The organism is Lelliottia nimipressuralis, assembly GCF_041464075.1.
Lineage (GTDB): Bacteria > Pseudomonadota > Gammaproteobacteria > Enterobacterales > Enterobacteriaceae > Enterobacter > Enterobacter nimipressuralis.
Genome location: NZ_CP167172.1, coordinates 2,530,150 through 2,543,192 on the forward strand (window position 1 = coordinate 2,530,150; position 13,043 = coordinate 2,543,192).

The following is a 13,043-nucleotide window of genomic DNA, read 5'->3' on the forward strand; positions in this document are numbered from 1 at the left end:
AGTTACCGGCTGGGTTGCCGATAGGCTACTTAAGTCAACTCAGCAGGTACACAGTGAATGTTAAGATCAATCCGTGCCCGTATCATCGCCGCGACAACAGGTTGTCTGGTTGTCGCCCTTCTTCTGAATACCATTATTAACTTCGAGGTCACGCGGCAGGACAACCAGCAGTCGCAGCGCGATATTCTGGCCAGCACCAGTGCCAGCCATAATCTCGCCATTGCCGATTGGGTTAATAGCAAGCTGACGGTGATCGCCTCCGCGCAATCCGTGGCACTGAGCGACGATCCGGTCCCGGTGTTTAAGCAACTGGCACAGGCCGGTGGCTTCACCAACGTCTACGTCGGCTATGCCAGCAAAACGGCAAAATTCTCTGACCCCGCAGGCGTCCCGGCGGATTACGATCCAACCGTACGCCCGTGGTATCAGCAGGTCGTCAGCGCCGATGCGCCTGTCGTTACTGCGCCCTACGTGGATGCAGGAACCGGTAAACTGGTGGTGACCTTTGCCGTGCCGGTGAAAGAAAACGGCGAGCTGAAAGCGGTGGTCGCCGGGGATGTGGCGATGGACAGCGTGGTGGCTAACGTGCGCGGTATTCACCCGACGCCTGCCAGCAGCGGCCTGCTGATTGACAGCGACGGTACGGTGATTGCCGCCAGCGATCCGGCCCTGACACTTAAACCCTTCAATGAAGCCATCAACGGCGTCGATATCAACGCGCTGAAAAAAGGCACGGAACTCGACGGCACCCTGGGCGGCGCGGAGAAAACCTTTATCGCTACGCCGGTGGCGGGGACTCACTGGCTGTTAGTCGTCGCCCTCGACAGTAACGATGCCACCTCCGGGATGCGCTCTCTGCTGAAAGCCTCAGCGCTGTCACTGGTGATTCTGGTGCTGCTGAGCGGTGCGATTGTTCACTTCATTATTGCCCGCCTGCTCAAGCGCCTGTCGAATATCCGCGACGCGATGCACGCCATCGCCAACGGAACAAACGATCTGTCTCAGCGCCTGCCGGATAACGGCCAGGACGAAGTGGCGGAAATCGCCCAGGCCTTTAACGCCTTCAGCGATAAGCTGTCGACAGTAATGGTGCAGCTGCGCGACGCCAGCTCCTCGGTCAAAAACGCCGCGCGCGAAATCGCGGCGGGCAACCAGGATCTCTCGGGACGTACCGAGCAGGCGGCCTCCAGCCTGCGTGAAACCGCCAGCGCCGTGGAGCAGATTACCGCCTCCGTCACCCAGTCCACCGAATCCGCGGCAGAAGCCAACGATCAGGCGAGCAAAGCCTCGGCTGCGGCTTCGCGCGGCGGCGAAGTGGTGTCTCAGGCCATCACGACCATGCAGTCTATCGAAGTGGCGTCGGCCAAAATCGGTGATATCACCAGCGTCATTGACGGGATCGCCTTCCAGACCAATATCCTGGCGCTAAACGCCGCCGTAGAAGCAGCCCGTGCGGGCGAACAGGGTCGCGGATTTGCGGTGGTGGCCGGGGAAGTACGCAGCCTGGCAAGCCGTAGCGCGCAGGCGGCCAAAGAGATCAAAACGCTGATCGACTCAACCGCCCACAGCGTAGCGACCGGCTCCCGCTACGTGCATCTGGCCGGGGAGAGCATGGACGAGATCCGCTCCACCATCGGCAGCGTATCGGGGATTATGCGTGAAATCACCATCGCCACCAGCGAGCAGATGAAAGGCATTCATGAGATTAACCACGCCGTGACCCATCTCGACAGAATGGTGCAGCAGAACGCGGAACTGGTGGTGGAATCCGCCGCCGCAGCGAGTGCCCTGCAAAGCCAGGCGGGCGACCTTGCTGAAACGGCGGGACATTTCCGCATATAATTTTCTTCCGGCGCGTATTGGCCTGTTCAAATACGCGTCAGCTGAACCTTTTCAGGCATTTTGTCATTTTTGTTTAAACGTTATGCCATTTTTTGATCAAAATCAGCATCCCCTCCCTTCCCCTTTGGTGTTATGCAATGAGTGAATTGTGAACAACATCACGCTCAGGATTAGCCGCAGGGAGAGCGTTGTTTCCGGACTATGGGGTAAAGAGATGGCACTGGTAAAAACAAGTTTGAAGCTGTTTGGCGGGGATACGGTGGTGGTGCGCTGCTCAGAGCGCTGTCATATTCATTTGATGAGCGCTAAAGCGCAGAAGTCGTCGCAGGCGGATATTTTAAGCGTGCAGAATAAAGACAATGCATGGTTAACGGTGCCCTATACCGGCACCTGGGATGTACTGATCGACAGCCACAGTCAGTCGCTGGAGCACTCCGTCAGCTACGTCGCGGCATAACATTTACGCCCGGCAAGCCGGGCGTATCTTTTCAGGCAAAACCCGGACGCAATGACGCTTCGCGGGGATCCCCCTCAATTAATGCTTTCACTTTAGCGACCAGCTCGTTCAGGCAGTCATCCTGCATTCCTAAGCGCGTCAATTCCTGATCCAGGGAGAACAGGTACTGGGCGTTGGTACCCAGCGGCCCACTGGCGGCGGCGATTAGCGGCGCGATCACCTGCGTTCGGGTGTCGGATTCGTACAACGGATGGCGCGGGTCCATGATAAACACCAGCGCGTTGACGGTGCGACCGTCGTCGAGTTCAAGCTTGCACCAGCTCGGCATGTAGCAGCCGGTGATCATTTCGCGCTTCCACAGCAGCGCCAGCTCCTCTTCAAGGGTGTCGTCTGGCAGACGATAGGCCACACCGGTGGTGCGCCCGCCCTCTTTTAGTGCAAGCATTCGTCCAGGCTGACAGGCGCTGCCACGTCCGGCCGTCAGGCGCAGACAAAATGCGCGGTGCCATCCGGGGAGCGTGCCCGTTGCGGATTCCACATACTCCAGCGCAGGATTCCACATCAGCGAACCATAACCAAATATCCATACCTGGCCTTCATCCGGACGACAGGCAATCGTCGCCGCGAGCGACGCTGCACGTTGTTCAGCCGACCAGAGAAGCGATTCCTCAATAGCACCAAATGCCGTCTTACAATCTGCCTTCATTAAGAAATCACGCGTTAACACTTTCCACCTCCGCCACTGCATGCTTCCTTGCGACATCTTGTTGCGCCTTCCCGGCATTTCGTTATCTGCTCATTTTGACAGCAGTGAATAAACGATAAGCAATTCACAGGCCAGTTGCAATACAACGAAAGTTCAACAGCCGGAAAAGTCAAAACAGAGGCGGCTAATCATAAGGCGGCTATTTCTTTTTATGCCATTTATCATCCTCTCCTTTTTCATAATCATGTTTTACCGCCGCCCACGCGACACGATGGGCAGTCTCTTCGCGGCTCGCATCGTCGCGACGGTCCTCTTTATCCTTATATTGATCCCAGGCGCTGTTAAACGCCTCTTTATAAATATCCTGTGCGTGGGCAGGCAGCACATGCTGAACGCTGTCGGGCAGGTCGCTTTTCGATTTATAGGGCATGATTCACCTCTTTTTGGTCAAAAAGATAAGTGTGGTCGATGGCTGTTTTCACTGCCAGTCAAAATGACAATTGTGTGAAATTAATTAACTTAAAACACTGTTATTTAGACTGTATTTAGATTAAAAACGTTTTTACGGGCAGTTTGAGAAAAATCGCTACCGTGACGTAAAATTAAGTAAAACATCACTGGTAATTAACGGTTTTCTGTTAGTTTAATGGCCTGCAATTTCATTCTATAATTACAAACACCTGCATTGACGGAGTATCACATGACAACAACGCATGAGGCGGTTAAGACCCGCCACAAGGAGACGTCGCTTATTTTCCCGCTTGTGGCACTGGCTGTGCTGCTCTTCTGGGGAAGTAGTCAGTCACTGCCAGTGGTCGTTGGAATTAACATTCTTGCTCTTATTGGTATTTTATCCAGCGCATTTAGCGTCGTACGCCACGCCGATGTTCTGGCTCACCGCCTGGGTGAACCCTATGGCTCTCTGATTTTAAGTCTTTCCGTCGTTATTCTCGAAGTCAGCCTGATTTCCGCACTGATGGCGACGGGCGACGCCGCCCCGACGCTGATGCGCGATACGCTGTATTCGATCATTATGATTGTAACCGGCGGTCTGGTGGGCTTCTCGCTGTTATTGGGCGGGGGGAAATTTGCCACCCAATATATGAATCTGTTTGGCATTAAACAGTATTTGATCGCCCTCTTCCCGCTGGCGGTTATCGTGCTGGTCTTCCCGATGGCGCTGCCGGGTGCGAATTTCACCACCGGTCAGGCGCTGCTGGTTGCCCTAATTTCCGCCGCGATGTACGGCGTGTTCCTGCTGATTCAGACCAAAACGCACCAGAGCCTGTTCGTGTATGAGCACGAAGACGACGGCGACGACGATGACCCGCATCACGGTAAGCCGTCAGCGCACAGCAGCCTGTGGCACACGGTTTGGCTGATCGTACATCTGATTGCGGTTATCGCCGTCACCAAGATGAACGCCAACCCGCTGGAAACCCTGCTGACAGAGCTGAACGCACCTGTGGCCTTTACCGGCTTCCTGGTGGCGCTGCTGATTCTATCGCCGGAAGGCTTAGGTGCCCTGAAAGCGGTGCTGAATAACCAGGTCCAGCGCGCCATGAACCTGTTCTTCGGCTCGGTGCTGGCGACGATTTCACTTACCGTACCGGTGGTGACGTTGATTGCCTTTATGACCGGCAATGACCTGCATTTTGCGCTGGGTGCACCAGAGATGATTGTTATGGTAGCGTCGCTGCTGCTGTGCCAGATCTCGTTCTCAACCGGACGCACTAACGTACTGAATGGCGCTGCGCATCTGGCGCTGTTTATCGCCTATCTGATGACGATATTTGCCTGACGTTCTGCGCCATTGCCGCGCCGCCAGACACAAAAAAACCCGCCGCGGCGGGTTTTTTTATTTGCTCAGAGATTAGTTGCTGGTATCCAGCTCATCGAAGCTCTTCACCAGATCGTCAATCGCTTTGATCTGTTTCAGGAACGGCTCCAGTTTATCCAGCGGCAGCGCGGATGGGCCGTCGCATTTCGCGTTCGCTGGATCCGGGTGCGCTTCGATAAACAGACCGGCCAGACCGGTCGCCATACCGGCACGCGCCAGCTCGGTGACCTGACCACGACGGCCGCTGGAGGCAGCACCAAACGGGTCGCGGCACTGCAGCGCGTGAGTCACGTCGAAAATCACCGGGGAGTTGTTAGAGACTTTCTTCATCACGCTGAAGCCCAGCATGTCGACCACCAGGTTGTCGTAACCGAAGTTTGCGCCACGGTCGCACAGGATGACCTGGTCGTTGCCGCCTTCGATGAATTTATCGACGATGTTACCCATCTGGCCAGGGCTTACGAACTGGGGTTTTTTCACGTTGATGACTGCGCCGGTTTTCGCCATCGCTTCAACCAGATCGGTCTGACGCGCGAGGAACGCCGGAAGCTGAATCACATCCACTACGTCTGCGACAGGCTGCGCCTGAGACGCTTCGTGCACGTCGGTGATCACTTTCACGCCAAACGTCTGTTTCAGCTCCTGGAAAATCTTCATCCCCTCTTCCAGGCCCGGGCCACGGTAAGAGTTGATAGAGGAGCGGTTGGCTTTGTCAAAAGAGGCCTTAAACACATACGGAATGCCCAGTTTCTGGGTCACAGTCACGTAGTGCTCGCAGATACGCATGGCAAGATCGCGGGATTCCAGAACGTTCATGCCACCAAACAGCACGAACGGCAGGTCGTTTGCCACGTTGATATCACCAATGCTAACCACTTTTTGTTTCATAGGATCGCCTTATTCAGGTGTGAATCGGAATTAAGATTAATGCAGTGTAATTTGTTTATGCGCGATCGAGTTGATCTGCGCGCGAATCATTTCGCTTATCGGATCTTCCGGGCACTGCTCAACGAAGTAATTTAAATCGTTGAGGGCAACGTGCTCACATTCCAGCTGCGCGTAGATAAGGCCACGGTCGCGGATCTCGTACGGGTCTTCCGGATTGAACTGCAGCAGCACTTCGCTCGCGCGCAGGGCCAGCTCCATCTGCCGCTCTTCCATCAGCGCGGCTTTCAGCGTATCCAGCAGTTTACGCACCACTTCGGCGTTATCCGCCTCATCGAGATCTTCGTTAAACAGCTCTGCCACCGGGCTAATGTTGCCCTTCAGCCAGACATCCAGCGTGTGCTCGTCCAGCGTGTCGCCATTGAACGGATTGATCAGCCACATTTCGCCATCCAGCCACTCCGCGCGCAAAATCATCTGCGTCGGGAAAATGACCGGCACCAGCGGAATATCCAGCCGGTTAGCGACCCACAGCAAAACAGCCCCCAGAGCAACGGCGCTGCCCTGACGGTTCTTCAGTACCTGATCCAGCCACAGCGCGTCGGAGAGGCGATACACGCCGCGCGTGTCGCAAAAGCCCCATTCGCCGTAAAACAGCTCGATCAGTTTTTCCAGCTGCCAGTCCTGAGGACGCGCTTCGCTGATCTCTTCACGCGCCAGGCTCGCCAGATTTTCCAGCTCATCGTATACCCACTGCGAGGTGAAATCGTCACGGATCATCTCAGAGATCAGGACCATTCCATCGCAAAGCGGTACTTTATTAAATTCGAAATCGGCTAAGGACCTCATACTTACCCCAGTAACGGTATTCTTGTGGTGGCGAGTTTAATGATGATGTACAGCACCACCAGCCCCAGCAGGAAGGCGATAAAACCGGCCTGCTGGCTGCGCGGACGACGACGTCCAAGCGCGATAAAACCCAAAACGATGTAGATGATAACGCCAAACAGCTTTTCAGTCAGCCATGCGCCTTTATCAGTAAATGGCAGATAGCCCGTCAGCCACATCAGACCGGCGCCGGAAAGCAGCAAAACCGTGTCGATGCAGTGCGGCGCAACGCGCACCCAGCGGGCGTCGATGAGCGGATGGTTGCTGTAACGCCACCAGTAGCGCACCACGAAAAAGCTGATGGTCAGCACCACGGCGGCAATATGCACAGCGATCAACACGCTGAAGGCGCTCATGGCTTTTTCCCAAGCGTCAAGCGTTCGTTGCCGCCGTAGTCACGACAGGTTTCGACGCTCGCGTATCCCGCCGCGCTAAACAGCGCACGGACCGCTGCCCCCTGCGTCCAGCCATGTTCAAGCAGCAGCCAGCCGCCGGGCACAAGGTGCTCGCGGGCGGTCGTGATGATGTGTTCGATATCGGCCAGCCCGTCGTTCGCTGCAACCAGCGCCGTGAGCGGCTCAAAGCGCACATCCCCCTGCGACAAATGCGGGTCGTGCTCGTCGATATAAGGCGGATTGCTGACGATCATCTCAAAGGCGTGCTGTGCCAGGGCAGAAAACCAGCTGCTTTGATTGATCTGAACGTTACTGAAACCCAGACGCGCAAGATTGCGCTGCGCCAGGGCTACCGCGTCAGGCATCACGTCGACTGCGGTAATCTGACAATCGGGGCGCTCGCTCGCCAGCGCCAGCGCAATCGCGCCGGTGCCCGTGCCTAAATCCAGGATGCGACACGGACCGTCAGGCAGACGGGCCAGCGCCTGCTCGACCAGACACTCGGTGTCCGGGCGCGGGATCAGCGTGGCGGCTGAAACATACAGCGGCAGCGACCAGAACTCCCGTTCTCCTGTCAGGTGCGCCACCGGCTCACCGGTTTTACGCCGGGCCAGCAGTGCCGCGAGCTGCGCGTCCTGTTCAGGCGTCAGCAGCGTCTCACCGAATGCCAGGAGATAAGTGCGCGCTTTTCCGGTGACATGTTCCAGCAAGATTTCGGCGTCGCGACGCGGGCTTTCACTGCTGGAAAGCTCGCTCGCGGCGGCACGTAACCAGGCCTGAAAATCCATTAGTCCTGCTCAGCCAGCGCGGCCAGCTGATCGGCCTGGTATTCCTGCACGATCGGCTCGATCAGGGAGTCGAGTTTGCCTTCCATCGTCTCATCCAGACGGTAAATCGTCAGGTTGATGCGGTGGTCGGTCACGCGGCCTTGCGGGAAGTTATAGGTGCGGTTACGATCGCTGCGATCGCCGCTGCCCAGCAGGTTACGGCGCGTAGAGGCTTCGGCCTGCTGGCGTTTCGCCATTTCGGCGGCGCGAATACGTGAGCCGAGCACCGCCAGGGCTTTGGCTTTGTTTTTGTGCTGGGAACGTTCGTCCTGACACTCCACCACGATGCCGGTCGGCAAGTGGGTAATACGGATCGCGGAATCAGTGGTGTTAACGTGCTGACCACCCGCGCCTGACGAGCGGAAGGTATCAATACGCAGATCGGCTGGATTGATATCCGGCAGTTCAGCTTCTGGCAGCTCCGGCATCACCGCAACGGTACAGGCAGAGGTGTGAATTCGCCCCTGGGATTCCGTCGCCGGGACACGCTGCACGCGGTGCCCGCCGGACTCAAATTTCAGACGGCCATACACGCCGTCGCCGCTGATCTTAGCGATCACTTCTTTATAGCCACCATGTTCGCCTTCGTTGGCGCTCATGATTTCTACGCGCCAGCGGCGGGATTCCGCGTAGCGGCTGTACATGCGGAACAGATCGCCAGCAAACAGCGCGGCTTCGTCGCCACCCGTTCCGGCGCGAACTTCGACAAACGCGTTGCGCTCATCGTCCGGATCTTTTGGCAGCAGAAGAACCTGGAGCTGCTGCTCCATCTCTTCGGCGCGCGCTTTGGCGTCCTGCAACTCTTCCTGCGCCATTTCGCGCATTTCAGGGTCGTCGAGCATCATCTGCGCGGTTTCAATATCTTCCTGAACCTGCTGCCATTCAGTAAAGCAGCGCGCAACATCACTGAGCTGCGCATATTCGCGCGACAGGGCGCGAAAACGATCCTGGTCAGCAATAGTCGCGGCATCACCGAGCAGGGCCTGAACTTCTTCATGGCGCTCGTGCAAAGCTTCCAGTTTGGCGACGATAGAGGGCTTCATAGGCGTAAAATGCACCTTGTAATAGAAAATGGGTGTGTGGCGCTATTCCAGCCCGAGGCTGTTGCGCAGAATAGTCAGGCGTTCATCATCCCCGTCACGGGCTGCCTGTTGAAGTGATTTGGTTGGAGCATGGATCAACCGGTTGGTTAGCTTCCACGCCAGGTCCTGCATAATGACCTGCGGATCGCCGCCCTGCTCGAGGGCCGCCATCGCTTTGGCCGTCAGATCGTCACGTACCTGTTCCGCCTGACCACGGTATTCGCGAATCGTCTCGCTGGCGCTTTGCGCGCGCAGCCAGGCCATAAATTCGCTCGATTCCTGCTCGACAATCGTCTCTGCCTGCACCGCCGCCGCTTTACGCTGGGCGAGGTTGTGGGAAATGATACTTTGCAGATCGTCAACGCTGTAGAGATAGGCGTTTGCCAGCTTGCCGACTTCCGGCTCGACGTCACGCGGGACGGCGATATCCACCAGCAGCATTGGCTGATTGCGGCGCGATTTCAGCGCACGCTCCACCATCCCTTTACCGATAATAGGCAACGGGCTGGCGGTTGAACTGATAATGATGTCCGCGTCTTTCAGGCGTTCATCGATGTCGCTGAGGGCAATCACCTCTGCGCCCACTTCGTCTGCCAGTACCTGCGCGCGTTCGCGGGTCCGGTTGGCGATGATCATCTGCTTAACCTTGTGTTCGCGCAGATGACGCGCCACCAGCTCAATGGTCTCCCCGGCGCCGACGAGCAGCACGGTGACCGTTGAGAGCGATTCAAAGATTTGACGCGCCAGCGTACAGGCTGCGAAGGCAACAGAAACCGCACTGGCACCAATGTCGGTTTCGGTTCGCACACGCTTCGCCACGGAGAAAGATTTCTGGAACATGCGTTCCAGCTCGCTGGCTTTGAGATGGCCTTTCTGGGAATCGGCAAAGGCTTTTTTGACCTGCCCGAGTATTTGCGGCTCGCCAAGCACCAGCGAATCGAGACCGCTGGCGACGCGCATCAGATGGCTGACCGCATCATTATCATGATGCCAGTACAAACTGTTGCGCAGCTCTTCTTCATTCAGATTGTGGTAGTCGCATAACCAGCGGATAAGTGCTTCGTGGAGGTTGTCTTGTTCTTCCACGCTCAGATATAGCTCAGTACGGTTACACGTAGAGAGCACCACACCACCCTGCACCATCGGCTGGGCAAGCAGGCTATCCAGCGCCTGGTCGAGCGTATCCGGCGAAAACGTAACGCGTTCTCGCAGCGAAACCGGGGCTGTTTTGTGGTTGATACCGAGTGCTAAAAGGGTCATGTGAGCGGGAGTAGTACCAGCGTTAATAAGGTTAGCAGGTCGCATCATACAGGATGCGCGAGATCAATAAAAGAGAGTGCCCCCTTTCGGAGTAATAGCCGTTTCCGGCTAATTTCATGATTTAAGACAATATGAACGTAGACGCTGCCACCGCCCGGCGCTAGCATTAAGGGTTATAACTGCAACGCATCTCAAGGATTTGTCACGACTATGGCCCGATTCATTCGCTTGTTACCGCTGGCGGCGCTGGTTCTTACCGCCTGCTCGATTACTCCGCCCAAGGGCCCCGGCAAAAGTCCTGACTCACCGCAGTGGCGTCAGCACCAGCAAGAGGTGCGTAATTTAAGCCAGTATCAAACACGCGGTGCGTTCGCTTATCTCTCCGATCAGCAAAAAGTGTATGCCCGCTTCTTCTGGCAGCAAACCGGGCAGGATCGCTATCGCCTGCTGCTGCTGAACCCGCTCGGCAGCACTGAACTGGAGCTGAATGCCCAGCCAGGCACCGCACAGATCACCGATAATAAAGGCCAGCACTACACCGCGACAGATGCCGAAGAGATGATCGGCAAACTGACCGGCATGCCGATTCCGCTCAATAGCCTGCGCCAGTGGATCCTCGGTCTGCCGGGCGACGCCACCGATTACAAACTCGACGACCAGTATCGCCTGAGCGAACTCAACTACACCCAGAACGGGAAAACCTGGAAAGTGGTGTACGGCGGCTATGACAGCGCGAGTAAACCGGCATTGCCATCCAATATGGAACTGACGGAAGGCAGCCAGCGTATTAAGCTCAAAATGGATAACTGGATCGTTAAATGATGAGCCAATGGCCCTCTCCGGCGAAGCTGAACCTGTTTTTGTACATCACCGGGCAACGCGCTGACGGCTACCACATGCTGCAGACGCTGTTTCAGTTTGTCGATTATGGCGACACGATCTCCATCGAATTGCGCGACGACGGCCAGATTCACCTGCTAACGCCCGTTGAAGGCGTTGCTCATGAAGATAATCTGATCGTGCGTGCCGCGCGGCTGCTGATGAACGCGGCGGCCGGCTCGGGAAGGCTTCCGTCGGGGAGCGGTGCCGATATCCATATCGAGAAACACCTGCCGATGGGCGGCGGTCTGGGAGGCGGCTCTTCCAATGCCGCGACGATACTGGTTGCCCTGAACCATCTCTGGGGCTGCGGATTAACGCCTGATGAACTGGCCGCGCTGGGGCTTTCGCTCGGCGCCGATGTGCCGGTGTTTGTTCGCGGTCACGCCGCGTTTGCCGAAGGGGTTGGCGAGATCCTCACGCCGGTCGATCCACCGGAGAAATGGTATCTGATTGCCCATCCTGGTGTGAGTATTCCGACCCCGGTTATTTTTAAGGATCCGGCGTTGCCACGGAACACTCCCGTCCGGTCAATAGAAACGTTACTAAAATGTGAATTCAGCAACGATTGCGAGGTTATCGCAAGAAAACGTTTTCGCGAGGTTGATGCGGTGCTTTCCTGGCTGTTAGAATACGCCCCGTCGCGCCTGACTGGCACAGGATCCTGTGTTTTTGCTGAATTTGACACCGAATTCGCCGCTCGTCAGGTGCTAGAGCAAGCCCCGGAATGGCTGCATGGTTTTGTGGCGCGTGGGATGAACACTTCCCCGCTACAGCAGGCCATTCTGGCGCAGACTGAGTTTCGGTGACAACGTCACCCTGTTCCAGACGTTGCATCGCGCTCTTTAATACACCGCCTGGATAGCGTTCGCCTGGCCCGCACAGTTAGTGGCGAATGTTATCCACCATTGGACGCATGCCTGAGGTTCTTCTCGTGCCTGATATGAAGCTTTTTGCTGGTAACGCCACCCCGGAACTAGCACAACGTATTGCCAACCGCCTGTACACTTCCCTCGGCGACGCCGCTGTAGGTCGCTTTAGCGACGGCGAAGTCAGCGTACAAATTAACGAAAATGTACGCGGTGGTGATATTTTCATCATCCAGTCCACCTGTGCTCCAACTAACGACAACCTGATGGAATTGGTTGTTATGGTCGATGCCCTGCGCCGTGCTTCCGCAGGCCGTATCACGGCTGTTATTCCTTACTTCGGCTATGCCCGCCAGGACCGTCGTGTCCGTTCCGCGCGTGTACCGATTACCGCTAAAGTGGTTGCTGACTTCCTGTCGAGCGTCGGTGTTGACCGCGTTCTGACCGTTGACCTGCACGCAGAGCAGATCCAGGGCTTCTTCGACGTTCCGGTTGATAACGTATTCGGCAGCCCAATCCTGCTCGAAGACATGCTGCAGCTGAACCTGGATAACCCAATTGTGGTTTCTCCGGACATCGGCGGCGTGGTTCGTGCTCGTGCGATTGCCAAACTGCTGAACGATACCGACATGGCGATCATCGACAAACGCCGTCCGCGCGCTAACGTCTCTCAGGTGATGCACATCATCGGTGACGTCGCTGGCCGTGACTGTGTGCTGGTTGATGACATGATCGACACCGGCGGCACGCTGTGCAAAGCCGCTGAAGCGCTGAAAGAACGTGGTGCTAAGCGTGTGTTTGCTTACGCAACCCACCCGATCTTCTCCGGCAATGCTGTCAACAATCTCCGCAACTCCGTCATCGACGAAGTGGTGGTGTGCGATACCATTCCATTAAGTGATGAGATCAAGGCGCTGCCAAACGTACGTACCCTGACCCTGTCAGGCATGCTGGCCGAAGCGATTCGTCGTATCAGCAACGAAGAATCCATCTCTGCGATGTTCGAACACTAATCGAACACGGCCCAAAAACCCGCTGCGGCGGGTTTTTTTGTCTTCATTACCTATTTGTATGATTAATACTTCCTTCACCTGCCATTCACATGACAGATGA

At 56.4% G+C, this 13,043-nt stretch carries 14 protein-coding genes; 6 read left to right on the forward strand and 8 right to left on the reverse strand.

Annotation, left to right across the window (positions count from 1 at the left end; genetic code table 11):
- Positions 1-57 precede the first annotated feature (57 nt).
- Together ACB496_RS12015 and ACB496_RS12020 are read left to right on the forward strand one after the other, a co-directional pair.
- A complete protein-coding gene (locus tag ACB496_RS12015; protein WP_312154240.1) occupies positions 58-1,842 on the forward strand; it encodes a methyl-accepting chemotaxis protein in 1,785 nt (594 codons plus the stop codon).
- A 214-nt stretch (positions 1,843-2,056) separates the two neighbouring features.
- The gene (locus ACB496_RS12020) at positions 2,057-2,299 is read left to right on the forward strand and encodes a DUF1883 domain-containing protein (RefSeq protein WP_100779919.1); all 243 of its coding nucleotides are present in this window, start codon (positions 2,057-2,059) and stop codon (positions 2,297-2,299) included.
- A gap of 31 nt (positions 2,300-2,330) precedes the next feature.
- Here ACB496_RS12020 and ACB496_RS12025 read toward each other — a convergent pair whose 3' ends face one another.
- Positions 2,331-3,026, reverse strand: coding sequence for a gamma-glutamylcyclotransferase (locus tag ACB496_RS12025; RefSeq protein ID WP_371972633.1), 696 nt, complete (start codon positions 3,024-3,026; stop codon positions 2,331-2,333).
- Between the two features lie 178 nt (positions 3,027-3,204).
- The gene (gene chaB, locus ACB496_RS12030) at positions 3,205-3,435 is read right to left on the reverse strand and encodes a putative cation transport regulator ChaB (RefSeq protein WP_100779917.1); all 231 of its coding nucleotides are present in this window, start codon (positions 3,433-3,435) and stop codon (positions 3,205-3,207) included.
- A gap of 270 nt (positions 3,436-3,705) precedes the next feature.
- On the opposite strand from chaB, the gene chaA reads away from it, so the two are divergent.
- Positions 3,706-4,806 carry a sodium-potassium/proton antiporter ChaA gene (gene chaA / locus ACB496_RS12035; protein ID WP_100779916.1) on the forward strand — a complete coding sequence of 367 codons (1,101 nt, stop codon included), beginning with the start codon at positions 3,706-3,708 and terminating at the stop codon, positions 4,804-4,806.
- A 72-nt stretch (positions 4,807-4,878) separates the two neighbouring features.
- Here chaA and kdsA read toward each other — a convergent pair whose 3' ends face one another.
- Genes kdsA through hemA form a run of 6 tightly spaced genes read right to left on the reverse strand, consistent with a single transcriptional unit; the run spans position 4,879 to position 10,182 of the window.
- Positions 4,879-5,733 (reverse strand): 3-deoxy-8-phosphooctulonate synthase, encoded by an 855-nt coding sequence (kdsA, locus tag ACB496_RS12040; protein ID WP_100779915.1) that lies wholly within the window; start codon positions 5,731-5,733, stop codon positions 4,879-4,881.
- 36 nt (positions 5,734-5,769) lie between these two features.
- Positions 5,770-6,579 carry an invasion regulator SirB1 gene (gene sirB1, locus ACB496_RS12045; RefSeq protein WP_100779914.1) on the reverse strand — a complete coding sequence of 270 codons (810 nt, stop codon included), beginning with the start codon at positions 6,577-6,579 and terminating at the stop codon, positions 5,770-5,772.
- A gap of 2 nt (positions 6,580-6,581) precedes the next feature.
- Positions 6,582-6,974 (reverse strand): invasion regulator SirB2, encoded by a 393-nt coding sequence (gene sirB2 / locus ACB496_RS12050; protein WP_100779913.1) that lies wholly within the window; start codon positions 6,972-6,974, stop codon positions 6,582-6,584.
- Complete coding sequence (prmC, locus tag ACB496_RS12055) at positions 6,971-7,801, reverse strand: peptide chain release factor N(5)-glutamine methyltransferase (protein WP_371972637.1); 831 nt, start codon at positions 7,799-7,801, stop codon at positions 6,971-6,973. The genes sirB2 and prmC overlap by 4 nt, the downstream gene beginning before the upstream one ends.
- A complete protein-coding gene (prfA, locus tag ACB496_RS12060; RefSeq protein ID WP_100779911.1) occupies positions 7,801-8,883 on the reverse strand; it encodes a peptide chain release factor 1 in 1,083 nt (360 codons plus the stop codon). Before prfA ends, prmC begins: the two co-directional genes overlap by 1 nt.
- Before the next feature lie 42 nt (positions 8,884-8,925).
- Positions 8,926-10,182 carry a glutamyl-tRNA reductase gene (gene hemA / locus ACB496_RS12065; RefSeq protein ID WP_107703423.1) on the reverse strand — a complete coding sequence of 419 codons (1,257 nt, stop codon included), beginning with the start codon at positions 10,180-10,182 and terminating at the stop codon, positions 8,926-8,928.
- 210 nt (positions 10,183-10,392) lie between these two features.
- Here hemA and lolB point away from each other — a divergent pair, with 210 nt between their 5' ends.
- The 3 genes from lolB (at position 10,393) to prs (ending at position 12,943) form a co-directional block, all read left to right on the forward strand.
- Positions 10,393-11,004 carry a lipoprotein insertase outer membrane protein LolB gene (gene lolB, locus ACB496_RS12070; RefSeq protein ID WP_102103900.1) on the forward strand — a complete coding sequence of 204 codons (612 nt, stop codon included), beginning with the start codon at positions 10,393-10,395 and terminating at the stop codon, positions 11,002-11,004.
- Positions 11,001-11,870, forward strand: a complete 870-nt coding sequence (gene ispE / locus ACB496_RS12075) for a 4-(cytidine 5'-diphospho)-2-C-methyl-D-erythritol kinase (RefSeq protein ID WP_371972640.1) — start codon at positions 11,001-11,003, stop codon at positions 11,868-11,870. The genes lolB and ispE overlap by 4 nt, the downstream gene beginning before the upstream one ends.
- Before the next feature lie 125 nt (positions 11,871-11,995).
- Entirely contained in the window at positions 11,996-12,943 is a 948-nt protein-coding gene (prs, locus tag ACB496_RS12080) for a ribose-phosphate diphosphokinase (RefSeq protein ID WP_003856663.1), read from the forward strand.
- Positions 12,944-13,043 lie beyond the last annotated feature (100 nt).